The sequence below is a fragment of the Kribbella pratensis genome, assembly GCF_004365355.1.
GTDB lineage: Bacteria > Actinomycetota > Actinomycetes > Propionibacteriales > Kribbellaceae > Kribbella.
Genome location: NZ_SODP01000003.1, coordinates 380,856 through 404,884, shown reverse-complemented (window position 1 = coordinate 404,884; position 24,029 = coordinate 380,856). Strand labels below are relative to the sequence as shown.

The 24,029-nt window shown below is 67.4% G+C and carries 21 protein-coding genes; 10 read left to right on the top strand and 11 right to left on the bottom strand.

Annotated elements, in window-relative coordinates:
* Positions 1-4 precede the first annotated feature (4 nt).
* Positions 5-2,524, top strand: coding sequence for a hypothetical protein (locus EV653_RS29685; RefSeq protein ID WP_134107591.1), 2,520 nt, complete (start codon positions 5-7; stop codon positions 2,522-2,524).
* A 109-nt stretch (positions 2,525-2,633) separates the two neighbouring features.
* On the opposite strand, the gene EV653_RS29680 is transcribed toward EV653_RS29685, so the two are convergent.
* A complete protein-coding gene (locus EV653_RS29680) occupies positions 2,634-4,292 on the bottom strand; it encodes an acyltransferase (RefSeq protein ID WP_134107589.1) in 1,659 nt (552 codons plus the stop codon).
* An 83-nt stretch (positions 4,293-4,375) separates the two neighbouring features.
* Between EV653_RS29680 and EV653_RS29675 the strand changes: the two genes are divergently transcribed.
* From EV653_RS29675 to EV653_RS29660, 4 genes are all read left to right on the top strand, one after another.
* Positions 4,376-5,461 carry a LacI family DNA-binding transcriptional regulator gene (locus tag EV653_RS29675; protein WP_134107587.1) on the top strand — a complete coding sequence of 362 codons (1,086 nt, stop codon included), beginning with the start codon at positions 4,376-4,378 and terminating at the stop codon, positions 5,459-5,461.
* A 211-nt stretch (positions 5,462-5,672) separates the two neighbouring features.
* Complete coding sequence (locus EV653_RS29670; protein ID WP_202871888.1) at positions 5,673-6,992, top strand: ABC transporter substrate-binding protein; 1,320 nt, start codon at positions 5,673-5,675, stop codon at positions 6,990-6,992.
* A gap of 88 nt (positions 6,993-7,080) precedes the next feature.
* Entirely contained in the window at positions 7,081-8,058 is a 978-nt protein-coding gene (locus EV653_RS29665) for a carbohydrate ABC transporter permease (RefSeq protein ID WP_134107585.1), read from the top strand.
* The gene (locus tag EV653_RS29660; RefSeq protein WP_130441026.1) at positions 8,051-8,890 is read left to right on the top strand and encodes a carbohydrate ABC transporter permease; all 840 of its coding nucleotides are present in this window, start codon (positions 8,051-8,053) and stop codon (positions 8,888-8,890) included. The genes EV653_RS29665 and EV653_RS29660 overlap by 8 nt, the downstream gene beginning before the upstream one ends.
* Before the next feature lie 84 nt (positions 8,891-8,974).
* On the opposite strand, the gene EV653_RS29655 is transcribed toward EV653_RS29660, so the two are convergent.
* Together EV653_RS29655 and EV653_RS29650 are read right to left on the bottom strand one after the other, a co-directional pair.
* On the bottom strand, positions 8,975-9,850 hold the full coding sequence (locus EV653_RS29655) for an NADP-dependent oxidoreductase (protein WP_134107583.1): 876 nt from the start codon (positions 9,848-9,850) through the stop codon (positions 8,975-8,977).
* 78 nt (positions 9,851-9,928) lie between these two features.
* Positions 9,929-10,669, bottom strand: coding sequence for an SDR family NAD(P)-dependent oxidoreductase (locus EV653_RS29650; RefSeq protein WP_134107581.1), 741 nt, complete (start codon positions 10,667-10,669; stop codon positions 9,929-9,931).
* A gap of 122 nt (positions 10,670-10,791) precedes the next feature.
* On the opposite strand from EV653_RS29650, the gene EV653_RS29645 reads away from it, so the two are divergent.
* On the top strand, positions 10,792-11,391 hold the full coding sequence (locus EV653_RS29645) for a TetR/AcrR family transcriptional regulator (protein ID WP_134107579.1): 600 nt from the start codon (positions 10,792-10,794) through the stop codon (positions 11,389-11,391).
* Positions 11,392-11,427: 36 nt separating this feature from the next.
* Here the strand turns inward: EV653_RS29645 and efeB are convergent, their stop codons facing one another.
* From efeB to thpR, 4 genes are read right to left on the bottom strand one after another with little or no spacing between them, the layout of a single operon-like run.
* Positions 11,428-12,678 carry an iron uptake transporter deferrochelatase/peroxidase subunit gene (efeB, locus tag EV653_RS29640; protein WP_134107577.1) on the bottom strand — a complete coding sequence of 417 codons (1,251 nt, stop codon included), beginning with the start codon at positions 12,676-12,678 and terminating at the stop codon, positions 11,428-11,430.
* Positions 12,675-13,814, bottom strand: coding sequence for an iron uptake system protein EfeO (efeO, locus tag EV653_RS29635; RefSeq protein WP_134107575.1), 1,140 nt, complete (start codon positions 13,812-13,814; stop codon positions 12,675-12,677). The genes efeB and efeO overlap by 4 nt, the downstream gene beginning before the upstream one ends.
* Before the next feature lie 31 nt (positions 13,815-13,845).
* On the bottom strand, positions 13,846-14,697 hold the full coding sequence (efeU, locus tag EV653_RS29630; RefSeq protein WP_134107573.1) for an iron uptake transporter permease EfeU: 852 nt from the start codon (positions 14,695-14,697) through the stop codon (positions 13,846-13,848).
* Positions 14,698-14,743: 46 nt separating this feature from the next.
* Positions 14,744-15,307 carry an RNA 2',3'-cyclic phosphodiesterase gene (gene thpR / locus EV653_RS29625; RefSeq protein WP_134107571.1) on the bottom strand — a complete coding sequence of 188 codons (564 nt, stop codon included), beginning with the start codon at positions 15,305-15,307 and terminating at the stop codon, positions 14,744-14,746.
* 34 nt (positions 15,308-15,341) lie between these two features.
* On the opposite strand from thpR, the gene EV653_RS29620 reads away from it, so the two are divergent.
* Positions 15,342-16,790, top strand: coding sequence for an LLM class flavin-dependent oxidoreductase (locus EV653_RS29620; protein ID WP_238160525.1), 1,449 nt, complete (start codon positions 15,342-15,344; stop codon positions 16,788-16,790).
* On the opposite strand, the gene EV653_RS29615 is transcribed toward EV653_RS29620, so the two are convergent.
* Positions 16,773-18,176 carry a mycothione reductase gene (locus tag EV653_RS29615; protein WP_134107567.1) on the bottom strand — a complete coding sequence of 468 codons (1,404 nt, stop codon included), beginning with the start codon at positions 18,174-18,176 and terminating at the stop codon, positions 16,773-16,775. The genes EV653_RS29620 and EV653_RS29615 overlap by 18 nt on opposite strands.
* Before the next feature lie 172 nt (positions 18,177-18,348).
* Here EV653_RS29615 and EV653_RS29610 point away from each other — a divergent pair, with 172 nt between their 5' ends.
* Positions 18,349-19,053 carry a DUF4429 domain-containing protein gene (locus EV653_RS29610; RefSeq protein ID WP_166679617.1) on the top strand — a complete coding sequence of 235 codons (705 nt, stop codon included), beginning with the start codon at positions 18,349-18,351 and terminating at the stop codon, positions 19,051-19,053.
* 27 nt (positions 19,054-19,080) lie between these two features.
* Here the strand turns inward: EV653_RS29610 and EV653_RS29605 are convergent, their stop codons facing one another.
* Both EV653_RS29605 and EV653_RS29600 read right to left on the bottom strand, forming a co-directional pair.
* A complete protein-coding gene (locus tag EV653_RS29605) occupies positions 19,081-20,427 on the bottom strand; it encodes an MFS transporter (protein WP_134107563.1) in 1,347 nt (448 codons plus the stop codon).
* Positions 20,424-20,873: a MarR family winged helix-turn-helix transcriptional regulator gene (locus EV653_RS29600; RefSeq protein ID WP_134107561.1), complete on the bottom strand. Its 450-nt coding sequence runs from the start codon at positions 20,871-20,873 to the stop codon at positions 20,424-20,426. Before EV653_RS29600 ends, EV653_RS29605 begins: the two co-directional genes overlap by 4 nt.
* Positions 20,874-21,084: 211 nt before the next feature.
* Between EV653_RS29600 and EV653_RS29595 the strand changes: the two genes are divergently transcribed.
* The gene (locus tag EV653_RS29595; RefSeq protein ID WP_134107559.1) at positions 21,085-22,191 is read left to right on the top strand and encodes a hypothetical protein; all 1,107 of its coding nucleotides are present in this window, start codon (positions 21,085-21,087) and stop codon (positions 22,189-22,191) included.
* On the opposite strand, the gene EV653_RS29590 is transcribed toward EV653_RS29595, so the two are convergent.
* Positions 22,152-23,624 (bottom strand): NCS2 family permease, encoded by a 1,473-nt coding sequence (locus tag EV653_RS29590; protein WP_134107557.1) that lies wholly within the window; start codon positions 23,622-23,624, stop codon positions 22,152-22,154. The genes EV653_RS29595 and EV653_RS29590 overlap by 40 nt on opposite strands.
* Before the next feature lie 87 nt (positions 23,625-23,711).
* On the opposite strand from EV653_RS29590, the gene EV653_RS29585 reads away from it, so the two are divergent.
* The gene (locus EV653_RS29585; protein WP_134107555.1) at positions 23,712-24,023 is read left to right on the top strand and encodes a DUF2530 domain-containing protein; all 312 of its coding nucleotides are present in this window, start codon (positions 23,712-23,714) and stop codon (positions 24,021-24,023) included.
* Positions 24,024-24,029: the final 6 nt, after the last annotated feature.

Below are 24,029 nucleotides of genomic sequence, written 5' to 3'. Positions count from 1 at the left end.
CCCTATGAACGAGCAGAACCCCGTCACCACCGGCCGCACCGCCACCTGGGCGATGGAGCAGCTCGTCCAAGCCCTGGCAGAGAAGGGGATCACGGCCGCGGACCCGCCGGTGCGGCTGGCCACCCTCGACGAGGTGCCTGCCGCGGACCTCGCAGACGTGCCCGAGTCGTACGCCGTACTCCGTGTCGACGACGAGATCGTTGTCGTTAGCAACGACGAGATCGGCCTGCGCTGCGGAGTACTCGAACTCGCGGATCGGGTCGCAGCGGGCGAAGATCTCGCTGGCACGACGCCTTTCGCCGAGCAGCCCGCCGTACCGGTCCGGGGTGTGGTGCGGTCATTCTCCAGCGTGGACGAGGACTCGCCCTGGTTCCACGACCGACGGTTCTGGACCGAGTACCTCACCTGGTTGGCCGCGTCGCGGTTCAACCGGTTCCACCTGGCGCTCGGCATGCAGTACAACTACGGCGCTGATCGGCACGGCGCGACCGACAACTACCTGTGCTTCGTCTATCCGTTCCTGTTCGACGTGGACGGCTACGAGGTACAGGCCGAGGGCGTCGGCGCAGACGAGCAGAAGCGCAACCTGGACACGCTGCGGTTCATCGCTGCCGAGAGCAAACGGCGCGGGCTGAAGTTCCAGCTCGGGCTGTGGAACCACGCGTACGACTACGGCCGCGACTCGGTGCATCGGTACCCGATCACCGGGATCGGTCCGGAGACCCACGCGGAGTACTGCAAGGCCGGAATCGCCAAGCTGCTCACGGAGTGTCCCGACATCGACGGGCTCACCTTCCGGGTGCACTACGAAGGCGGCATCCCCGACGACAAGCACGAGATCTTCTGGCGGGCGGTGTTCGAAGGCGCGAACTCGGTCGGCCGGCCGCTCGAGGTCGACATGCACGCCAAGGGGGTCGACCAGGCCCTGCTCGACGCCGTCGACCTACCGAACCTGTCGCCGGTGCTGTCGGCGAAGTACTGGGCCGAGCACGTCGGCCTGCCGTATCACCAGGCCTCGATCCGGGCCAAGGAGACGGCCAAGCCGATCCCGCCCGGCCACGAACTGAAGGGCATCACCGAGTTCTCCCGCCGGTTCACCCGCTACGGGTACGGCGACTTCCTGCGCGAGGACCGGACCGTCGACCTGATGTTCCGGGTCTGGCCGGGAACCCAGAAGTTGCTGGCGTGGGGCGATCCCGCGATCGCGGCCGGGTACGGGCGGCTGTCGACGTTCGGTGGATCCCGCGGTGTCGACTTCTGCGAACCGCTGTTCTTCAAGGGACGCAAGGGCAGCGGCGAACCGGGCAAGCGCGACCCGTACGTCCGCGAGGACCTCAGGTTGTCTGACAACCGGGAGTGGACCAAGTACCGCTACGGCTACCTGTTGTGGGGCCGGCTGCTCTACAACCCCGACGCCGAGCCCGAGACGTGGCGTCGTCACCTGCGCGCGACGTACGGCGAGGCTGCCGCACACGTCGAGGACGCCCTCAGCCCGCTGAGCCGGATCCTCCCGCTGGTGACCGTGGTCCACGGCGTCGGCGGATCGAACAACGGCTACTGGCCGGAGGTGTACCTCAACCTCCCGATCTCGTCGCGCGTCGAGTCGCCCCACTACGCCGCCGACACCGACCCGCCGGTGAACTGGGGCGGCGTGAGCCCGTTCGACCCGACGACGTTCTACGCCATCGACGAGTACGTCGCGGCGCTGGCGAGCGGCTCGGTATCGGCGAAGTACACCCCGCTCGAGGTCGCCGCGTGGATCGAGCGACTCGTCGACGACGGGCAGCAGGCCCTCGACCGCGCTCGTGAAACCGCGGACGAGTCCGACGCACAGGTCCGCCGGGTTCTGATCGATCTGGAGATCCTGGTCCGGATGGGGCGGTTCTTCGCCGGCAAGTTCCGCGCCGCGGTCGACTACTCGATCTATCGGACCACCAAGCAGGTCAGTGCCTTGGAGTCGGCGGTCGAGGCCTGCCAGGCGGCGCGGGACGCCTACGCCGAGATCCCGGGCATCGTCGACGGCGTCTACCAGCCCGACCTGCGGTTCGGGATCGAGACGTCAGAACACGGTCACTGGGAGGACCGGATCCCGGCCATCGACGCCGACCTTGCAGCCCTCGAAGAGGAACTGAAGGAGGCGACGGGCACGCAGCAGGTCACCCAGCTGGCCCAAGCACCGGCCCGGCCGGCCACCGCCGGCGTCGACCACAAGGTGCCGGCGAGCTTCGACCGGGGCAAGCCGGTCACACTGTCGCTGGACGTGGTGGAGCCAGATGTGATCGGCGCGACACTGCATTACCGGCACGTGGACCAGTCGAAGCCATGGCAACAGGTCCCGATGGAGCTGTCAGGGCAGACGTTGTCCGGCACGATCGACAGTGAGTACACGTCGTCGACGTACCCGCTGATGTACTTCTTCAGCGTGCAGCACCGGACCGGAGGACAGGCGCTCTACCCCGGTCTGGCTGCCGACCTGTCCAACCAGCCGTATGTCGTTCTGGGTTCCTCGACCGTCACCGGATGATCGCTGCGATCACGACGATCGCGACGAGCGCTGCCAGCACGACCGAGGTGATGAGTCGACGAGTCCGGGGGTCCACTTGCTCAGGCTAGTGGACCCCCGTCCGGGTCGTTCACACCAGTGGGTAGTTGCGGACCCCGGGCGTGTGGAGAGTGACGAGTGGTTCGGGGCGGTGTACGCCGCGGGGGCGGTAGCCGAGGGCGTCGGACAGGCCCAGGTAGTCCGACAGCAGCCAGATGATGGCCAGCCACATCTCGGTGCCTTGGAGGCCTGGAATTGCGCGGTCGTCGGTGCCGTCGGGAGCGAACGCGAAGCCGGCGCCGTCGACCCACCGCGGGAGGATCGCACGCAGTTGTTCCTCGGCCCAGCGGCGACCGTCCTGCTCGCCGTACGTCGTCTGTTTGCGGGCCAGCCACAACGGGTGGATGACATCGAGGATGTTGCAGGAGTTGTAGTTGTCACCGGTGAACATGCGGCGGTCGTTGCTATGAGCAAGGACAGTCGCAACCGCTTGTTCGGGGTACGGCAGCGGGAGGCCGAACTGCGCGTACGTTCCGCGGGTGAGGCGGTAGAACCCGTTCACGACCTGCAGCCAGCCGTCGTCGGGATGTTGGTGACCCCAAGCACCGGTCGTTGGATCGACCCTCGTGACGAGCCAACCCATCAGGGCTTCGAGCGGCCCGGATTCGCAGTGGTCATGGAGATTCCGGGCGATCGCGGTGCCGAGGTGGTCGATACCGGACCCGGCCGACCAGGACCTCCTTGCCCAGGGCAAATTGTCAAGGTCGGTGAAGTCGAATGTGGTGTCGATCGGGTGCTCGAAGCTGCTGCCGAGCAACTGGAGCGCGTAGCCGACACACAGCACGTGGTAGCCGGCGGGCCCTTCCAGGACAGAGAGTTTGCCGTCGTCCGGCACGTCCAGCCCGGAGTCGGAGAGGTCCCCTGGTGCGACCAGTCCGGTCTTCGGGTCCTGCCGGTGACGCAACCGGCGGACCAGGTCGTCGCGAGTGTGACCGAGCGGAGTACGACGTACCAGCAGGTCGGCGATCTCGATGGCGTCGCACCACGGGCGGACCGCCGGCTCGTGGCCGAGGTCAGGACGGTCGACGAATCGCTCGCCGTCCCAACAGCGAGCGAGTACGTCGTCCACCTGCGAGCGCGCCTTGGCGGCGAAGGCGGTCAACTGGGTCCGGAGGTCACCTGGCATGGAGGATCCTGTTCGCGAGCGGAGGACGCGGGCGGGGTTGCCGGCGGCGACCGAGTTGGCCGGGACGTTCTTGGTGACAACCGCACCGGCGCCGATGATGGTGTGCGGGCCGACCGTGACACCGTCGAGGATCGTCACATTGGAACCGATCCAGACGTCGTCGCCGATCGTGATGCCGAGGGCGGTGTGAGGTTGCTTGAAGATCGGCTGACCGGGAGCCGTGCCGTGGTTGAACGCCAGCAACGACGTGTGCGCGCCGATCCGTACGCCGTCGCCGATCGTCACGTTGCCGCGGACGGCGGAGAACGGGTTGATCGTGGAGTCGGATCCGAGCGCGATGTTTCCGGTGACATAGGCGTGCGCGGCGATGTACGAGCGCTCCCCCATGGTCAGCTCGTCGCAGTACACGGCGGCCGACTCCGCGACGTACACGTCGGCGGCGAGCCGGACCGACCCGCCGAGGCGCGACTGCCGCTCGGCCTGGCGATCGCGGTCGGCATCGGAGGCCGTTCGCTTGTACTCCCATGGCAGGAAATCGAGTCGCAACGGCTCATTCGGCAGCATGGGAAAACGCTATCCAAAACACCGGAGCCCCGCCAGTCCCGAAATGCCGCTGCTAACCTCCCCTCTGTGCGGGGAGCCAGGCGATGACGACGAGCGGATCTGTGACCGACGGCGGCGAGGTCGGCGACGACGGCCCACAGAGCAGCACGCGCCGGAGTCATCGGGTCACGATCAGCGATCTCGCGCAGCGGTTGCACATCTCGAAGGCCTCGGTCTCGTACGCGCTGAACGGGCGTGCCGGCGTCAGCGAGGAGACCCGGCAGCGCGTGCTCGACCTGGCCGAGGAGCTGGGCTTCCACCCGAACTCCGCCGCGGTCGCGCTGTCGGCGAGCCGGACGCGGACGATCGGGATCGTCATCGCGCGCGACCCCGCGCTCATCTCCACCGAAGCGTTCTACATGCGCACACTGGTCGGCATCGAGCAGTACCTGAACGAGGTCGACTCGTCGCTGCTGCTCCGGCTCACGGGCGAGCACGGCGAGGATCTCGACGTACTGCGGCGGTGGTCGCGGCAGGGACGCGTCGACGGGTTCATCCTGTTCGACGAGCACGACGACGACCCCAGGATCCCGCTGCTGACCGAGCTCGGGGTTCCGTGCGTGGTGGTGAGTTCGAACGCGCCCGACGATTCGGTCGGGCGGTTGATCAGCTCGCCGGAGGAGACGGTCGGGCTGCTGCTCGATCATCTGGTCGAGCTCGGGCACCGCAACATCGCGCATATCAGCGGGCCGTTCACGTTCGTCCACGAGCGGTTGCGGGTGCAGGTCCTGCAGGAACAGGCCGAACGGCGCGGGGTCGCCGTACGGCAGATCGAGGGCAGCTACCGCTACGACGACGGCGCCGAGCTGACCCGGCAGTTGCTGACCGATCCGGATCCGCCGACTGCGATCGTGCTCGGCAACGACCTGATGGCGGTCGCGGCGCTGCGGGTCGCGATGGATCTCGGTACGGCGGTGCCGGCCGAGGTCTCGATCCTCGCCTGGGACGACTCGCCGCTGTGCGAACTCGCGCGGCCCGGCATCACCGCGGTCAACCAGAAGACGATGGAACGCGGGCGGGCGGCTGCCGATCTGCTGCTTCGGATCGTCACCGGCGAGAACGAAATGCACGAACAGGCCCCGGCGGGCGAGCTGCAGGCCCGGGATTCGAGCGGTCCGGCGCCTTTCTGACCAGTTTCAAGACTCTGTGAATTCAGGCGAATTCGGAGAGTGTTGGATTGCGTTTACCGGAACCTCGCGAGAGGTTGGATCAGTCACGAGGTCGTAACGAAGACCCCGGAACTGAACCGGTTAGGGTTTCGAAACTTAACCGGTTAGGTCAGTATGGGGCCGATCCGCCTTCGCAGCTCTGTGGAGGCTCGACGGGACGAGGGAGTCCGACGTGAGACTGCGTTCGTTTGTAGCCGCGGTGGCGGCGACCGCCATGGGAATCAGCCTCGCCGCGTGCGGTGGGGGCGACAAGAATGACTCCTCCGGCGGCGGTTCCGGTGGTGACCAGACGCTGACCTACTGGGCCAGCAACCAGGGCACCAGCCTGGACAACGACAAGGAGGTGCTGACCCCGGTCCTGCAGAAGTTCACCCAGGACACCGGCATCAAGGTCAACCTCGAGGTGATCGGCTGGAACGATCTGCAGACGCGGATCCAGACCGCGATCACCTCCGGCCAGGCGCCGGACGTGGTCAACATCGGCAACACCTGGGCGGCCTCGCTGCAGGCGACCGACGCGTTCCTGCCGTTCGACGGCGACGCGATGGGCGCGATCGGCGGGAAGGACAAGTTCGTGCCGACGGCTCTGGCGACCGGCGGCAAGGAAGGCACCGACCCGACCTCGGTCCCGCTCTACGGTCTGGCCTACGGCCTGTACTACAACAAGGCGATGTTCGCCGCGGCCGGTCTGCAGCCGCCGAAGACGTGGGAAGAGATGGTCACCGACGCGCAGAAGCTGACCAACCCCGCGAAGAAGCAGTGGGGCATGGCGCTGGCGGCCGGTAGCTACACCGAGAACGTGCACTTCGCGTTCATCAACGCCGCGCAGAACAAGGCCGACTGGTTCGACAAGGACGGCAAGCCGACCTTCACCGGTGACGGCAACGTGCAGGGCGTCCTGCGGTACCTCGACCTGATGCAGAAGGACAAGGTCGCGAATCCGTCGAACGCGCAGTACGACAACGGCACCAAGTCGGTCAACGACTTCGCCACCAAGAAGGTCGCGATGGTCATCAACCAGAACAACGCCGACTCCTCGATCGTTGCCAACGGCATGAAGGCCGGCGAGTACGGCGTCGTGCCGTTCCCGGCTCCGTCCGGCGCCGAGCAGGTCGCCAGCCACGTGGCCGGTATCAACCTGTCGGTGTTCAAGAACACCAAGCACAAGGACGCGGCGCTGAAGTTCGTCAAGTACATGACCGACGCGCAGACCCAGACCACACTGGGCAAGCCGTTCTCCTCGCTGCCGGTGCTGAAGGACGCCAAGCCGGTCTTCACCACCGACGCGGCCGAGGCTGCGACGTTCCAGGACGTCTACAACACCAAGTCCAAGCCGCTTCCGCTGGTGCCGGCCGAGGACCAGTTCGAGAGCACCGTCGGCAAGGCGATGAACTCGATGTTCGCCAAGATCGCCACCGGTGGCACGGTCACGGCCGACGATGTGAAGGCGGCCCTGAAGACCGCCCAGGATCAGGTGGCCGCAGGTAGCTGACCCGCGCTCAGTGGCCCGGACTACGCGTCCGGGCCACTGCCCGCGTCAGCCCCCACCCCCGATCCGACAGACAGGAGGCGACCAGTCGATGTCCGTCGCCACACAGGAAGCGACGCCGGCCGCCGCGAAGCCTGCGAAGAAGACCAAACGCGGCCCCGAACACCGTCCCGGCCTGAACCGGTGGCTGCCGTATCTGCTGCTGGCGCCGGCCGTGCTGGCCGAACTGCTGATCCACATCATCCCGATGCTGGTCGGCATCTGGATGAGCTTCATCAAGCTGACCAAGTTCTTCATCGCGAACTGGTCCGCGGCTCCGAGCGCCGGGCTCAACAACTACAAGGTCGCGCTGGACTTCAACAACGCGGTCGGTGAGGGCCTGCTGAAGTCGTTCGGCGTCACCGTCGCCTTCTCGCTGATCACGGTCGCGCTGTCGTGGGTGCTCGGGATGGCCGCCGCGGTCGCGCTGCAGCCGCCGTTCCGCGGTCGCGGCATCATCCGGACGTTCTTCCTGGTGCCGTACGCGTTGCCGGCGTACGCCGGGATCCTGACCTGGAACTTCATGCTCCAGCGCGACACCGGCGCCGTGAACCACGTGCTGAACCAGTTGCACCTCAGCGACGGCCGGACGTTCTGGCTGATCGGCAGCAATGCGCTGGTCTCGCTGATCACGGTCGCGACCTGGAAGCTGTGGACCTTCGCGTTCCTCACGCTGATGGCCGGCCTGCAGAGCATCCCGGGCGATCTGTACGAGGCCGCGTCGGTCGACGGCGCCGGCAACCTCCGGCAGTGGCGCAACATCACGCTGCCCTCGCTGCGCCCGGTCAACCTGGTGCTGGTGCTGGTCCTTTTCCTGTGGACGTTCAGCGACTTCAACACGCCGTACGTGCTGTTCGGTACGGCGCAGCCGCCGGCCGGTGACCTGATCACGTTCCACATCTACAACGCGTCGTTCCTGACCTGGAACTTCGGCACCGGGGCGGCGATGTCCGTCCTGCTGCTGATCTTCCTGATGATCGTCACCGGCGCGTATCTGCTCGTCACCGGAAGGAGGTCGCGTCGTGCGTGAGACCCAGGGGTTCAAGATCTACCGCGGTGTCGTGCTGACGGTACTCGGCCTGTTCGTGCTCGTCCCGCTCTACGTGATGATCACGTCGTCGCTCAAGCCGCTGAAGGACGTGCAGGGCGCGTTCAGTTGGTGGCCGTCGAACCTGACGCTGGCGCCGTTCGTGGACATGTGGAAGACGGTGCCGCTGGCCCGGTACTTCGTGAACAGCACGATCGTCTCCGTGTCGGCGACGGTGTTCTCGGTGGCGATCGCGATCCTGGCCGCGTTCGCGGTGTCCCGCTTCCGGTTCCGCGGGCGGACGGCGTTCACCACGACGGTGTTGTCGACGCAGATGTTCCCGGGCGTGCTGTTCCTGCTGCCGTTGTTCCTGATCTTCGTGAACATCAACAACTCGTTCGGGCTGCAGCTGGTCGGGACGCGGCTCGGGCTGATCATCACGTACCTGACGTTCAGCCTGCCGTTCTCGATCTGGATGCTCGCCGGGTACTTCGACAGCATCCCGCGCGAGCTGGACGAGGCTGCGCTGGTGGACGGCTGTGGGCCGATGGGCGCGCTGTGGCGCGTCGTACTTCCCGCTGCGCGGCCTGGCGTGATCGCGGTCGCGATCTACTCGTTCATGACCGCGTGGGGAGAGGTCCTGTTCGCCTCGGTGATGACCACCGAAGCGAACCGCACCCTGTCCGTGGGCCTACGCCAGTACTCCACCCAGACCAACATCTACTGGAACCAGATCATGGCCGCCGCCCTGGTCGTCAGCGTCCCGGTAGTCATCGGCTTCCTCCTCGCCCAGCGCCACTTCGTCGCCGGTGTGACCGCCGGCGCGGTCAAATAGGACGCATGTACTTCGAGGACTACGTGCCGGGTGTTCGCACCGAACACCCGGCCACTCTCACCGTCGACCTTTCGGGAGCCGGTCTCACGGGATGAGGATCAGTTTCTCCCGCGTGCCGGCCTCGAGTTGACGGTGGGCCTCGGCGGCCTCGGGCAGCGGGACTGTCCGCTGTGCCCGGAGCCGTAGCCGTCCGGCCGCGAGCATCTGCATGGTCTCGGCGAGCGCGGCCGTCGCCGCCTGCGGGCGCGGACCGGACACACGTACGCCGAAATCGGCCGCCTGCGGATCGGAGAGACTTACCACCCGTCGGGGATCGCCGACCGCAGCGAGAGCTTCTCGAAGCACCCCCGTTCCGGCCGCATCGACCGCCGCGTCGGCCCGGACCGTATCGCCGAGCTTCACCGGCTCGGCGCCCAGTTCGCCGACCAGCCGCTCGTCGTGGCCGCGGACCACGCTGAGTACCCGAGCGCCCCGGGCCACCGCCAACTGGGTCGCGATGATGCCGACCGATCCTCCGCCGCCGAACAGCAACAGCGTCTGCCCGCCTTCCAGCCGGACGTCATCGAGTACCCGGACAGCCGCCTCGGCCGACGCGGGCAACGCGGCGGCGTCCTCCCACGACACGCCTGCCGGCTTGGCGGTCCAGATCTCGGCGAGCGCGAACTCGGCATAGCCGCCCAGGCTCAGCAATTGCGCGGCGACCTCGTCGCCCACCGATACCCCGGTGACGCCCGGCCCGACCAGGTCCACGGTGCCCGCCGCCTCGAAGCCGAGTACGCCGCCCGGCGCCGCTCCGAAGGCCCGCAGCCGGCCGGAGCGGATCGCCAGGTCGGTGGGACCGACGCCGGCCGCAGCCACCTTGAGGCGCACCTGCCCGGGACCTGGCTCGGGCAGGACGACCTCCTGCCAGCGCAATACCTCGGGTGCCCCGAAGTCGGTCAACACAACTGCGTTCGGCATGCTCTCTCCTTGATTGGCAAGTGTTTGACGTGCGGATTCTTGGCGGGACCGAAGCTACGGGTGAGTGATCGACCGGGGTCAGATCTGGCTGGCGCCGCCGTCGACGTAGATCTCCGCGCCGGTCATGTAGGCGCTGGCCGGCGTGGCCAGGAACAGGACCGTGGTGGCGATCTCCTCGGGGGCCCCGAGGCGGTTCATCGGGACGCCCGACGCGAGCCCCTTCAGGAGTTGAGCGGCATCCTCGGGGCTGCCGGCCAGGCCCGCGAGGCCGGGCGTGTTGATCGGGCCGGGGGCGATGGCGTTGACGCGGATGCCGCGCTCGACCAGTTCGGCCGCCCAGCTACGGGTGAACGAGCGTACGGCGGCCTTTGTGGCGGCGTAGATGCTGAACGCGGGCGCTGCCTTGACGTCGATGTTGGAGCTGGTCAGGATCACCGAGGCGCCGGGGTTGAGCAGCGGTAACGCCTTCTGCACGGTGAAGATCGTGCCACCCACGTTGGTGTTGAAGGTTGTCGCGTAGTGGTCCCAGGTGACATCGGGCAGCGCCGAGAACTCGCCGCCGCCGGCGTTGGCGAAGAGGATGTCCAGGCCCTGGCCGCGGTCGGAGATCGCGGCGTAGACGCTGTCCAGGTCGTCGAGGTTGGAGACGTCGGCCTGGATCGGGGTGATGCTGTCGGAGGCCACGGCGTCCAGGGCCTCCGTCCGCCGGCCGGTCACGAAGACGTGTGCGCCCTCGCCGGCCAGCAACCGGGCGGCCGCGAGACCGATGCCGGAGGTGGCGCCGGTGACGAGGGCGGTCTTGCCGTCGAGCTGTCCCATCAGAAGTTCTCCTTGGTGAGTCCGTGTTTCATGGCCTACTCAAAATTATGTACCGTTCGGTATGGAAGGGAACGGTAGCACCTTCCGGGATATTTCTGTACCGAGCGGTTAGAATCAGCGGTGTGACGGCGAAGACACGAGGACGGCCGCGGGGCTTCGACGCGGACGCGGCGCTCGACCGGGCCATCGAGGTGTTCTGGGAGCACGGCTACGAGGGCGCGTCGCTGGCCGATCTGACCGACGCGATGGGCATCAACCGCCCGAGCATGTACGCGGCGTACGGCAACAAGGAGGAGCTGTTCCGACGGGCCGTTGCGCGCTACGCGGAGTACGACATGGCGTACGCCCGGGAGGCGCTCGCGGAGCCGACCGCGTACGCGACCGTCGAAAAGTTCTTGAAGGCGAATGCCGACGCGCTCACGCAGCCCGGCCGGCCCGCCGGCTGCCTGTCGATCCAGGGCGGCCTGGCGGGCGGCAGCGACAACGGTCAGGTGGCGCAGTTCTTGGCCGCGAGCCGCCTGGCCGGCGAGCAGCAGCTGGCCGAGCGCCTGGCCCGCGCGGTCGACGAGGGCGACCTGCCCGCCGGCACCGACCCGGCCGACCTCGCGCGCTACGTGATGACCGTGAGCGAGGGAAACGCGGTGCACGCCGCCGCCGGGGCCGATCGGGCCCGCCTGTACGCGACGGTGGAGATCGCCCTGCGTGCCCTTCCCAGAACCTGAGCGCTGCTCACCGCGGCAGCGTGCGAAGCGAGCGGTTCAGCTGAAGAGTTTTTCGCCCCAGTAGGAGCCGGGGCTGACGCCGGGCGGGCAGGCGAAGATGCCGGAGCCGACGTGGTGGATGTACTCGTTCATCGTGTCGTGCTTGGCGAGTTGGTTCTGGATCGGGATGAACTGCTTGCGCGGGTCGCGCTGGTAGGCGAGGAAGAAGAGGCCGGCTTCGAGGCGGCCCAGGCCGTCGGAGCCGTCGACGAAGTTGTAGCCGCGGCGCAGGAGTTCAGCGCCGTTGTTGAAGTTGGGGTGGGCGAGGCGGACGTGCGAGTCGGCCGGGATCTTCGGCTGACCGTCGGCCTGCTTGGCGTTGAAGTCGAGCGCGTCGAACTCGTCGGCCTTGCCGAGCGGGGCGCCGGTGCCCTTGCCCCGGCCGATGATGCCTTCCTGCTCGCCGAGCGACGTACGGTCCCAGATCTCGATGTTCATCCGGATCCGTCGCGACACCAGGTACGAGCCGCCGACCATCCAGTCCGGGCCGTCCTCGGGCTGCACCCACAGCTGCTGCTCGAGCTTGTCGGCGTCCTCGAGCTTGAGGTTGTTCGTCCCGTCCTTGAACCCGAACAGGTTCCGCGGCGTCGCCTGCGCCCGCGACGTCGACGACGTACGGCCGAATCCGAGCTGGGAATACCGTACGGCGACGCGCCCGAAGCCGATCCGGGCGAGGTTGCGGATCGCGTGTACTGCGACCTGCGGATCGTCGGAGCAGGCCTGTACGGCGATGTCGCCGTACGAGCGGGTCGGGTCGAGGTCGTCGCCGATGAAGTGCGGCAGGTCGACCAGGGCCTTCGGGCGTTTGGCGGCGAGACCGAACCGCTTGTCGAACAACGACGGCCCGAACCCGACGGTGATCGTCAACCGAGCCGGCGGCAGACCGACCGCCTCGCCGGTGTCCTCGGGCGGGGCCTCGTCCGGCCCGTTCACCGCGCCGTACTGACCGATGTCGCGCCCGGCCGTCAGCAGCGCGGCCGCGGCGGTCCATTCCTTCAGCAGCGCGATCAGATCGTCCCGACTCGTCGTCGTCACATCAAACGCGGCGAAGTGCAGCCGATCCTGGACCGGCGTGGTGATACCGGCCTGATGCGGCCCATGAAACTCAACCGGCCCGCTGTTATCAGCCGCCTGCGAGGGTTCGCTGGTGAGCGCCGAGTGCGCGGCGTACCCGGCAACTCCCGTCGCCACAGCTGCTCCCGCGGCCCCGAACAAGCCGCGCCGCGAGATTCCTTTGCGCTCAGTCATTTTTGGGCGATTACTCCGGCTACTTGGCTGACCGGCTCGGCGAGGCCGTCGACTACGACGCCTAGAGCCTTCTTCTCGGTTTCGGAGGCGGTGTACGGCTTGAAGCCTTCGCCGTCGCGGTACTTGGCCAGCGCCGCGAAGACGGCCTTGAAGTTCGTGTCCAGCTGGGTGACGAGCGCCGCGTCGCGTGACTGCAGCGCCGGGCGGAGTGCCTGGATGGCGGCCTGCGAGCCCTCGACGTTGGCCTGGAAGTCCCACAGGTCGGTGTGCGAGTAGCGGTCCTCCTCGCCGGTGACCTTGCCCGTGGCAACCTCGTCGAGCAGTTCCTTCGCGCCGTTGGCCAGCTGCAGCGGCGTCAGCTTCACCACCTTGGCCTTCGCCACCACCGTCTTCACGTCGGCCAGCAGTTGGTCGGCGTACTTCTCCATGCCCTTCGTGGAGTTCGAGACCCAGAGCGCCTGCTCGATCCGGTGGTACCCGGTCCACTCGGTGCCGGGCTCCACATCGTTCACCCGCGCGTCGATCTTCGGGTCCAGATCGCCGAACGATTCCGCGACCGGTTCGATCCGCTCCCAGTACGTCCGCGACACCGGGAAGAGCGCCTTCGCCTTGGCGACGTCGCCGGCCTTCACCGCGGCGACGAACTCTGCCGTCTTCTGCTCCAGCGCGATCGCCTGCGAGTTCACGTAGCGCTGGTAACTCGAGGTCGCCTGCTGCAGCTCGGTGTCGGTGTCGGCCTGCGCGGCCGCAGCACCGGTCACGGTGAGGTCGCCGCGGATCCCGTCGCCGACCATGCCCGGCTTGCAGACCGCCTGGTACTTGCCGGTCGGCAGCTCGACGATCAGGTCCCGCTTCAGGCCCGGCCCGATGTTCTCGACCTCGCCCATCACCCGGTCGCCCTCGGCGTACACGTAGAACTCGGTGATCTTGCTGCCACCGTTGGAGACGGAGAACGTGCTGGTGCCGGCCTTCACGTCGCGGCGGCTCAGGTCACAGCCCGAGTCGGTTGCCTTCACCGAGATCGGGCCGGTGCCGTCGTCCTTGGCCGCGGGCTCGTCCTTCGCGCACGCGGTCAGCGCGCCGATGCTGAGGACGACGCCGAGAACGGCGGCCCGGCGGGGCAATGAGCTGGACATGGTTCTCCTGAGCGGGGATGTGAGGGGTGGATCAGGCCGCTTCGCCGGCGGTCTTCGCCGCCGGGACGGCCGGAGGCGTGGAGCTCTTCACCGGACGGAAGTAGAGCACCATCACCGGGACGAGATAGACGACCCACGCGGTCGCTTCCAGCACGGTCGGCGCCGGGTTGAAGTTGAAGATGCCCTTGAGCAGTACGCCGTACCAGCTGGCGGGCGGGATCACGTGCGAGATGTCGAACGCCAGGTGACCGATCCCGGGCAGGATGCCGGCCTCCTGCAGGTCGTGGAAGCCGTACGCGAAGATGCCGGCCGCAACCAGCACGAGCACCGCGCCGGTCCACTTGAAGAACACGGCCAGGTTGATCTTCACCGCGCCCTTGTAGATCGCGATCCCCAGCAGCACCGACGTACCCAGACCGAGCAGAACGCCGATCAGCGGTACGGCGGTGGTCGCGGTGGCGGCCGACGCGTACACGATGAACGCGGTCTCGATGCTCTCGCGGAACACCGCCAGGAACGCGAGGATCACCACGGCGCGGGAGCCGACCTCGAGGGCCTGCCCCATCCGCTCGCGCAGTTCCCTGGCGATGCTGCGGGACGCCTTGCGCATCCAGAAGATCATCCAGGTGACGAAGCCGACTGCGAGGATCGACATCACCCCGCCGACGGTCTCCTGGGTGGTGAACGACTTCGCGGTCAGCGCGGTGACGAACTGGAGCAGGCCCCAGGCGACCGCTGCGACGCCGAGCGCCGAGGCAACACCGATCCAGACCAGTTTCAGTCGATCGCGATGTCCGGACTTGACCAGGAACGTAGCGAGGATGCTGACAACCAGCGAGGCCTCGAGTCCTTCACGGAGTCCGATCAGATAGTTCGCGAGCATGGCGGCGACACTTCCAGAGCATTAGGTACGGCTAACCTTGCTGAGGTTAACCTAAGAAGTCCCATTCGCCTACTGTGTCGTACGCCGCACTGTGGCCCGGACCCTCACCGAGCCGGGATGCGATCAGTCGCAGACTACCCGCGGTCCAGACCGGACTCTCGTACGTGTCGAAGATCCTGACCCACCTGGTCGCGTCGATCGGCCGCCGCAACCGGGCCAACGTGACATGCGGGGTGAATTTCCGGCCCTCGACCGGGACGCCAGCGCGACTCGCTGCCGCCCGCGTGGTCATCGACAGATGCTGGAGTGATTCGGTGTCGTCGCGCACTCCGGCGTACACAACCCGCGCGTCCGGTACGCCGGGAAACGCGCCCGCGCCGGTGAGCTGCAGCTCGAACGGCTTCTGCCGCCGTGCAGCCGATTCCAGCCGCTCCTCGAGCTCCTCGGTCTTCCAGTCCGGTACGTCGCCGAGGAACGCCAGCGTGATGTGCCAGTGCTGGTCGGAGGCCCACCGAATGTCGTCATCCGGATGCTCCCGCCGCGGCTCGACGAACTCGTTCAGATCCTCCACAACCTCGATAGGTGGCACCACAGCCACGAACAATCGCATCCCGAAATGCTATCGGTGGTGGAAACTGCTTTGTGTGGAACTCAAGCTGCCGTCGCCGTGTGTGGTGATCCTGGTCGGGCCGGGGGCGTCGGGGAAGTCGACGTGGGCGGCCGAACTATTTGCTCCTGAGCTGATCGTGTCGAGTGATCGATTGCGGGCGTTGGTGGGTGCCGGCGAGGACGACATCGCGGCGAGTGCGGATGCGTTCGCCTTACTGGATGTGGCGGTGAAGCAACGCATCGGGCGGCGGCTGACGACTGTCATCGACACCCTGGGACTGGACAAGGAACGGCGGATCCGGTGGCTGGAGCTGGCGCGTGAGGCCGGGATGCCTTGTGTGGCGGTCGGCTTTGACACGCCGGCCGACGAGTGCCGGCGGCGCAACCGGGAGCGGTCGGCAAAGCGGATCCCGGCCGATGTGCTGACCTCGCAGTTGCGGTCATGGGCGGCGGTGAAGAAGGACCTGCCGGACGAAGGGTACGACCAGGTTCTGCAGCCGACGGCCGTTCGGGTGGTTCCCGAGGCGTTCGTGCAGGCAGGCGCGGCAGCCGTGCGGCAGGCGGAGAGGCCGAGCGGGCTGCGGTTCGGGCTGCAGTTGAGCAGTTACACGCATCCGGCTGGGCGGGCCGGGATGGCGGAGTGGGTTCGCGAGGTGGCCGCGCGGGCGGAGGCGGTGGGATTTGATGCGATCTACGTGATGGATCATTTCCGGCAGATTCCGCAGGTGGGGCGGGCTTGGGACGACTTCCTGGAGAGTTGGACGACCCTGGGGTATCTGGCTGCCTGTACGACGCGTGTGCGGCTCGGGACGTTGGTTTCGGGGATCACGTACCGGAACGTCGCGCACCTGGGGAAGATCGCGGCGACGCTCGACGTGTTGAGTGGCGGGCGGGCGGTGTGTGGGGTCGGGCTCGCGTGGTTCGAGGCGGAGCACAAGGCTTATGGGTGGTCGTTCCCGCCGGTGGCTGAGCGGTATGCGCTGCTCGAGGACGCGCTGCAGCTGCTGCCGGTCTTATGGGGACCAGGCAACAAACCGTTCCACGGCAAGGTTCTCGACGTACCGGACACCACGTGCTACCCACGACCGCTGCAGGAACACCTGCCGGTGCTGGTCGGCGGGAGTGGGCCCCGCACGCTCCGGCTTGCAGCTCGGTATGCGGATGCGGTGAATGTGTTCGGGGATGTCACCGCAGTACGGAAGGCCTCCGGGCTCCTCGGAGACAGACCCGTCGAGTTGACGCACCTCTCGACAACGCTTGTGGGCAAGGACTCTCAGGAGCTCGACCAGCTCGTCCAGAAGCTGCGGCCTCGCAACGTGAACCCGGCGCGGTACGCCGCCTTGGTGAACGCGGGCACGGTCGACGACCAGATCGGCCGGTTTCGCGAGCTGTCCGAGGCCGGTGTGGCCGAGGTGATGATCAGCCTCCCCGACCTCGAGACGCTCGACACGGTCGCCGACGTGATCTCAGCCTTCCGGGTGTAGGTCCAGCTTGAGCAGGGCGTTCTCGATCAGTTCAGGCATGGCGGGGTGGATCCAGTACTGGCCGCGGGCCATTGCGTAGGCGTCGAGCTCGAAGCTCATCGCCTGGATGATCGGCTGGATCAGGGTCGGCGCCTGCGGGCCCATGATGTGCGCGCCGATGATCTGGCCGGTCTTCGGGTCGGCGAGGATCTTCGCGAATCCGGTCGTGTCCTCCATCGCCCAGCCGTACGCGATATCGGCGTACCGCTCGACCGCTTTGACATAAGGGATCCCGCGCTCTTTCGCCTCCTCCTCGGTGAGGCCGACGGAGGCGATCTGCGGCGCGCTGAAGACCGCATGCGGGACGAAGCGGTGGTCGGCCTCGATCCGGTCGTCGGGGTTGAGCAGGTTGTGCTTCACGACCCGCGCCTCGTGGTTCGCGACATGCTTCAGCTGGTGGGGCGTCGTGACGTCCCCGAGCGCGTAGATGCCGTCGACAGTGGTCTGCTGGTATTCGTCGACGACGACCCGCGCCTCGCTGTCGACCTCGACGCCGGTGGCGGCCAGGTTCAGCAGGTCCGAGTTCGGTTCCCGGCCGACCGCGATCAGCAGCTCGTCGACGATCAGCTCGTCGGCGCCGTCGGGGTTCAGCATCCCGACCAGGATCGAGCCGTCGTTGCGTCGCTCCACCCGGATGGTCTCGTGGTTCAGGCGTACGTCGTACAGCTCCTGGGCGATCTTCGTGTACGCCGCCGCGAGCTCGCTGTCCTCGTGCCGGAGCAGTAAGTTCGAGCGGGCGACGATCGTGACCTCGACCCCGAACGACGCGAACACGTGCGCGAACTCGGCCGCGACGAACCCGCTGCCGATGATCGCGAGCCGGCGTGGCAACTCCTCCAGCCGCATGACCGTGTTCGAGGTGTGGAACCCGGTCTCCTCGAGCCCAGGGATCGGCGGCACGATCGGCCGGCTGCCGGTCGCGAGCACGAACTGGTCGGCGCTGAACACGCTCATCGACCCGTCCTTGTTGTCGACGGTCAGCTCCTTGAACCCGGTGAACCGGCCGGTCCCGTCGTACACGGTGACGTTCGCGTTGTCCGGGTCGTGGTGCCGGTACTCCGACCCGCCGGCCGCGATCGGATCGATCCGGCCGAAGATCCGGTCCCGGACGTCGGGCCAGCGGACGCCGAGCAGTTCCTCGTCGATGCCGTAGCGTGCGCTCTCCGACGGGGTCGCGGCGACGTCGGCGGCGTGCACGAACATCTTGGTCGGGATGCAACCGACGTTCAGGCAGGTGCCGCCGAAGGTGCCGCGCTCGACGATCGCGACCTTCCGGTCGGCGAACCGCCTGTTCACGATCGTATTGCCGGATCCTGTCCCGATGACTACCAAGTCGTAATGGGTCACATCTCATTGTGGCCCTGACACGCAAGTCGGCTCGGGTCAGGGCAAGGAAAGAAATGAAGAAGGCTTGAGGGCGGGTGGCCCACACAGGCAAGTCGGCTTGGGTCAGGGCGGGAAAAAGGTACTTACCCGCAGGGACCTGCGGTGGACCCGGTCAGCGGGGAAGATGGGCAGGGTGGCAAGTGGTGAGCTGACAAGCACGAACGGCACTGTCGTCTGGGACGGCATCGGGATCCTCCGGCTCCGGTACGACGGAACGCAGGCCGGACTGGATGCGCTGACCAGCTCATTGCGGACCCGGTTGGGCGAGCGGGTCCTGCCGGTCGAGGCCCTCAGGGCGGTCGAGGTCAGCTCGACGGGACTCAAGCTCGTCCTGCGCGACGGCGCCGACCCGCTGCAGTCCGTGACGGGCGGTCAGGTCCTGATGGATCCGTACGACTTCCCACAGGTCGATCCTGCGCTCGCGGAGCAGATCGCCCGCGACATCCGCAGTACCCTCGTCCGCCGCGACGTACCGGCGACGCCTTCGGCTCGCTGGCTGCTCGCGCCACCGGCCGCGCCGGACCGGCTCGAGGGCCGGGACGCGATCCTGTCGGTGGCGAACGGGCGGCTCACGTTCGCTTACAAGCGGTCCGCGGGCCGGAAGAAGAAGTCCCTGGGCCAGCAGTGGTCCGTGCCGCTGGGTGAGATCGTCGACGTCGAGTGGACGCCGAACCAGGGATGGCTTGGCGCCCGCGGCTTCCTCCGGGTCGCGACGGACAGTACGCCGGTCGAGCGCCCCAAGCCGAAGCACGACCCGGCGGCGATGCTCATCGAGGGGGGCGCCGACGTCGATGCCCTGTTCTTCGCCGCCCGCCTGCTGACCCGGATCCGGCCCTAGATCCTGGCTGGATTACCAGCCAGGACCTCAAGCGACTTTCGGTCCGACGTCCTGCTTCGTCGCAGGTTCAGGCTCATCTTGCAGCGGGACAGTCTCCAGGACCGCCTTGTCGCCGAGCAGTTCGGTCTGCGGCAGCACCTCGAGATGCGGGCGCGGCAGCAGCCGCGGCCGGATCGCGAGACCGCGCCGGCGCGAGAAGTACAGCACCGAGGCCACGGTCCCGAGCACCGTCAGCCCACCGCCGACGATCAGCGAGTACCGCGCGCCGAGCACCTGTCCGATCCAGCCGATGAACGGCGAGCCGATCGGCGTACCGCCCATCAGGACCGTCATGTACAGCGCCATCACGCGGCCGCGCATGGTCGGTTCGATGCTCAGCTGCATGGTCGCGTTCGCCGAGGTCAGCATGGTCAGCGAGGCCAGGCCGACGATCGGCAGCACCAGCGCGAAGGTCAGGTACGTCGGCATGACGGCGCTGACGATCTCGGCGATACCGAACGCGAGCGCGGCGCCGATCACCAGGCGAGCCCGGATCCGGACCCGGCGGGCGGCGAGCAACGCGCCGGCCAGCGAGCCGATCGCGAGCACCGAGCCGAGGATGCCGTACTCCCCCGCGCCCTTGTGGAACACACTCGTCGCCATCAGCGCCGAGGTGAGTTGGAAGTTCAGGCCGAAGGTGCCGGCGAAGAACACCGCGACCAGGACCATCATCAGGTCCGGGCGGCGCCACAGGTAGCGCATGCCGTCGCGGATCATGCCCTTCTCGCGGCCGGCGGGCTTCGGGGTGTGCAGCTCGGAGACGCGCATCAGCCGCAGCGAGACGATCACCGCGGCGTACGTGAAGCCGTTGACCAGGATCACCGGACCGGTGCCGATCCAGTTGATCAACAGGCCGGCCAGTGCCGGGCCGAGCAGCCGGGCCGCGTTGAACGACGCCGAGTTGAGCCCGACGGCGTTGGAGAGCTCGTCGCGGCCGACCATCTCGACGACGAACGACTGCCGGGTCGGGGCGTCGAACGCGGTGCCGACGCCGAACAGCAGGGCCAGCAGGTAGACGTGCCAGGTCTGCACGACGCCGGCGATCGTCAGACCACCGAGCGTCAACGCGACGGTGGCCATGAAGATCTGGGTCATCGTCAGCACCTGCCGCTTCGGGAAGCGGTCGGCGACGAGCCCGGCGTACGGACCGAGCAGGAGGGCAGGCAGGAACTGGAGTCCGGTGACGATACCGAGCGCCGTACCGGAGTGGGTCAGCTCCAGGACCAGCCAGTCCTGGGCGACGCGCTGCATCCAGGTGCCGACGTTCGAGACGATCGCGCCGGAGGCGTAGAGACGGAAGTTACGGACTTTGAACGCGCGGAAGGTCGGGCTCACTGGGCCGCCAGGCGTTCGAGAACAGGTGCTGCCTTGCGCAGGATGTCGCGCTCCTCGGGGGTCAATTGCTTCAGCTTGGTCTGCAGCCACTCGTCGCGGCGTCGGCGGTTCGCCAGGATCAGCTCGTCGGCGCGGGCAGTCAGCTCGACGACGATCTGACGCTTGTCGGTCGGATGCGGGCGGCGGATCACCAGCCCCGCCTCCTCCATGTTCGTCACGATCCGTGTCATCGACGGCGGCTTCACCTGTTCGTGGGAAGCCAGCTCGCCGATCGTCATCGACTCGTGCTTGGACAGCGCGCCGAGCACGCTGAGCTGGTTCGCGGTGAGGTCGTGGCCGGGCTCACGCTGGCGCCGGATCTGCCGGGACAACCTGAGCGTCGAGGACCTGAGGGCGCTCGCCAGCCCGACGTCACTCTTCACCTGCTGGGCTACGACTTCGGGCATGTCTTTACCTTAACTCATTACCTTTGCTAACTAAAACCCGCGACCGGGGGATGGTATTCCCGGACCCGCCGCGCACGTCTGAGGGGTCAACCCCGGAGCTTGCCGCTTGCACCCCGAAACTGACTCCGCAGCCGGCAAGCTCGGGGGTTGACCCCTCAGAGGAGCTGCGGGATGGGGAGGTCGGAGCGGGTCCGTACTAGGGTTCGCGGGCATGAGGACGAGCGCCGAGCTGGAGCGGTACGAGCAGCGGTTCCGGCGGGCCGGGCTGCCGCTGTTCATCGAGGACTTCTCGCCGACGCACGACATCTTCACCCGGGCCACGCCGCTGCTGGTCCTGGTGTTCCTGGCCGAGATGCTCGGGGCAACGTCCCTGGACTGGCACTGGTGGCAGAACCTGCTGGCCGCGCTCGGCGGCCTGATCGCGCTGGTGGCCGGGTTCGGGCTGCTGAACCGGCTGCGCGGGCGGCCGTTCTGGTCGTTGCCGACGCGTTTCGGCATCCCGGAGCTCGCGGTCTTCGTCCTGCTGCCCGCGCTGTTGCCGGTGGTCACTCAGGAGCAGGTCCGGCAGTTCTTCGGGATCGCCGCCGGCAACCTGCTGCTGGTCGGCCTCGTGTACGCCGTGGTCGGCTACGGCCTCGTCGGTACGACGCTGTGGGGCCTGCGCCGACTCGCAGGTGAGCTGGCGAACTCCGTGGCCAGCCTGGTCCGGGCGCTACCGCTGCTGCTGATCTTCTCGCTGGTGCTGTTCATCACCGCGGACACATGGCAGGTGTTCGCGGGCATGCCGATCGCCTTCCTGGTCCTGCTGGCGGCCGGTTTCGCCGTACTCAGCAATCTGTTCCTGATGCTCCGGCTTCCACGCGAGCTGGAGGCGATCGAGCGCGAGGTCAGCTCCGGGCCGCCGCTGCGCCGCGTCCAGCGGATGAACCTCAGCCTCAGCCTGGTGATCCGCCAATGGATGCAGGTCCTGGTGGTCAGCACCGGAGTAGGCCTGTTCTTCGTTGCCTTCGGCATGCTCGCGATCAGCGACCACATCTACCAGCAGTGGGGCATCGACCACGGCAGCTGGTCGCACACGGTGCTCGTACTCGAGCATCCGGTGGTGATCAGTTCGTCCCTGGTGAAGGTTGCCGTCGGCATCGCAACCTTCACCGGCCTGTACTACTCGATCGCGCTGCTGACGGACGCGACGTACCGCGCCGACTTCCTCGAAAGCCTCACCACCGAACTCCGCGAGCTCTTCTCGGCCAGGACGGAGTACGTGCGGCTGCGATCGGCTCAGGTGAGCCAGTCGGTCAGCGGGCCGATGACGAAGTAGACGACGAAGAGCGCCGCTACCACCCACATCAGCGGGTGGATCTGGCGGGCCTTGCCGCGGACGGACTTGAGGATGACGTACATGACGAAGCCGGCGCCGATGCCGGCCGAGATCGAGTACGTGAACGGCATCAGGATGATCGTCAGGAACGCCGGGAACGCGACCTCGATGTCGTCGAAGTCGATGCCCTTCACCTGGGTCATCATCAGGAAGCCGACCAGGATCAGCGCGGGCGTCGCCGCCTCGTACGGGACCAGCGTGACCAGCGGCGCCACCACCATCGAGATCAGGAAGCAGATCCCGGTGATCACGCTCGCCAGGCCGGTCCGCGCGCCTTCACCGACACCCGCCGCCGATTCGATGTACGACGTGTTGCTGGACACGGAGGCGGCGCCACCGGCGGCGGCAGCGACGCTGTCGACGATCAGGATGCGCTGCGAGTTCGGCGGGTTGCCGTCCTTGTCGAGCAGGCCGGCCTCGGCGCCGATCGCGGTCATCGTGCCCATCGTGTCGAAGAAGTCGGCCAGCATCAGCGTGAAGATCAGCAGGATCGCCGACACCACGCCGATCTTCTCGAACGAGCCGAACAGGCTGAACTCGCCGATCGTGTCCAGGTTCGGTTTCGTGAACCACTGGTCCGGCAGCTTCGGCACGCTCAGGCCCCAGCCGTCGGGGTTGTCCGCGGTCCGGGCGCCGACGTTCGCGACCGCCTCGATGATGATCGCCAGCACGGTCGCGGCCAGGATGCCGATCAGGATCGCGCCCTTCACCTTCCGCGCGTACAGCGTGACGATCAGGATCAGGCCGACCACGAACACCAGCACCGGCCAGCCGCGGAGCGTGCCGCCGACACCCAGTTCCACCGGCGGACCGGTGAGCGCGGCGGGACGGCGTACGAAGCCCGCGTCGATCACGCCGATGAACGCGATGAACAGGCCGATACCGACACTGATCGCGATCTTCAGCTGGAGTGGAACGGCCTCGAAGACCGCTTTGCGGAACCCGGTCAGCACCAGGAGCAGGATGATCAGGCCCTCGAGCACGACCAGGCCCATCGCGTCCGCCCAGGTCATCTTCGTCGCGACCGAGAACGCGATGAACGCGTTCAGGCCGAGCCCGGTGGCGAGTGCGAGCGGGAAGTTCGCGACCACGCCCATCAGGATCGTGACCACGCCCGCGACCAGCGCGGTCGCGACCGCGACCTTCGCGATCGCCACCGCCGGATCGGTGCCGCCGCCGACGAACTGCCCGGAGCCGTCCTTGACGGTGCCGATGATCAGCGGGTTCAGCACAACGATGTAGGCCATCGTGAAGAACGTGACCAGGCCGCCGCGGATCTCCCGACCAAGCGTGGACCCACGTTCAGTGATCTTGAAGAAGGAGTCGAGGGGACTGGTACCGGAGCGGGCCGTCGAGGCCTGGGACGAGCTCATGCCCGCATCGTGCCAGTTCCTACCGGCCGGTTGCGAGCACTTACACCAATCCGTTGCGGGTCGGCCGACGTGGCCTAGGGTAGGGGCGTGACGGAGGAGCAGGGCGGGACCAAGAAGCGCAGTGATCCCACGAGCCAACTGGCGCGTGGGGAGTTGGTGCACGCCGAGGTCAAACCCCTGGACCTGTCCGGCATCCCCAGCGTCATCACCGGCATCGCCCTGTGGGCGGTCGCCTTCGTCGTCCTGCTGATCTTCCGCGACCAGCTGAAGGCCGACGGCCTCGACTGGTGGCTCTGGGTCCCGGTCGCCGGCTTCGGCCTGGGCCTGATCGGCCTCTGGTACTGCAAACGCCGCTGGGCCGCCATCCAGGCCGGCCACCGCTCCATCACCGAAGACTGAGTCAAG

What these genes read in the sequence shown, in the direction of transcription:
- EV653_RS29685 (WP_134107591.1), top strand. Translation starts at nt 5, where the DNA reads ATGAACGAGCAGAACCCCGTCACCACCGGCCGCACCGCCACCTGGGCG.
- EV653_RS29675 (WP_134107587.1), top strand. Translation starts at nt 4,376, where the DNA reads ATGACGACGAGCGGATCTGTGACCGACGGCGGCGAGGTCGGCGACGAC.
- thpR (WP_134107571.1), bottom strand. Translation starts at nt 15,307, where the DNA reads ATGCGATTGTTCGTGGCTGTGGTGCCACCTATCGAGGTTGTGGAGGAT.
- EV653_RS29650 (WP_134107581.1), bottom strand. Translation starts at nt 10,669, where the DNA reads ATGGGACAGCTCGACGGCAAGACCGCCCTCGTCACCGGCGCCACCTCC.
- efeU (WP_134107573.1), bottom strand. Translation starts at nt 14,697, where the DNA reads ATGCTCGCGAACTATCTGATCGGACTCCGTGAAGGACTCGAGGCCTCG.
- EV653_RS29590 (WP_134107557.1), bottom strand. Translation starts at nt 23,624, where the DNA reads ATGAGCTCGTCCCAGGCCTCGACGGCCCGCTCCGGTACCAGTCCCCTC.
- EV653_RS29665 (WP_134107585.1), top strand. Translation starts at nt 7,081, where the DNA reads ATGTCCGTCGCCACACAGGAAGCGACGCCGGCCGCCGCGAAGCCTGCG.
- EV653_RS29595 (WP_134107559.1), top strand. Translation starts at nt 21,085, where the DNA reads ATGAGGACGAGCGCCGAGCTGGAGCGGTACGAGCAGCGGTTCCGGCGG.
- efeO (WP_134107575.1), bottom strand. Translation starts at nt 13,814, where the DNA reads ATGTCCAGCTCATTGCCCCGCCGGGCCGCCGTTCTCGGCGTCGTCCTC.
- efeB (WP_134107577.1), bottom strand. Translation starts at nt 12,678, where the DNA reads ATGACTGAGCGCAAAGGAATCTCGCGGCGCGGCTTGTTCGGGGCCGCG.
- EV653_RS29655 (WP_134107583.1), bottom strand. Translation starts at nt 9,850, where the DNA reads ATGCCGAACGCAGTTGTGTTGACCGACTTCGGGGCACCCGAGGTATTG.
- EV653_RS29680 (WP_134107589.1), bottom strand. Translation starts at nt 4,292, where the DNA reads ATGCTGCCGAATGAGCCGTTGCGACTCGATTTCCTGCCATGGGAGTAC.
- EV653_RS29600 (WP_134107561.1), bottom strand. Translation starts at nt 20,873, where the DNA reads ATGCCCGAAGTCGTAGCCCAGCAGGTGAAGAGTGACGTCGGGCTGGCG.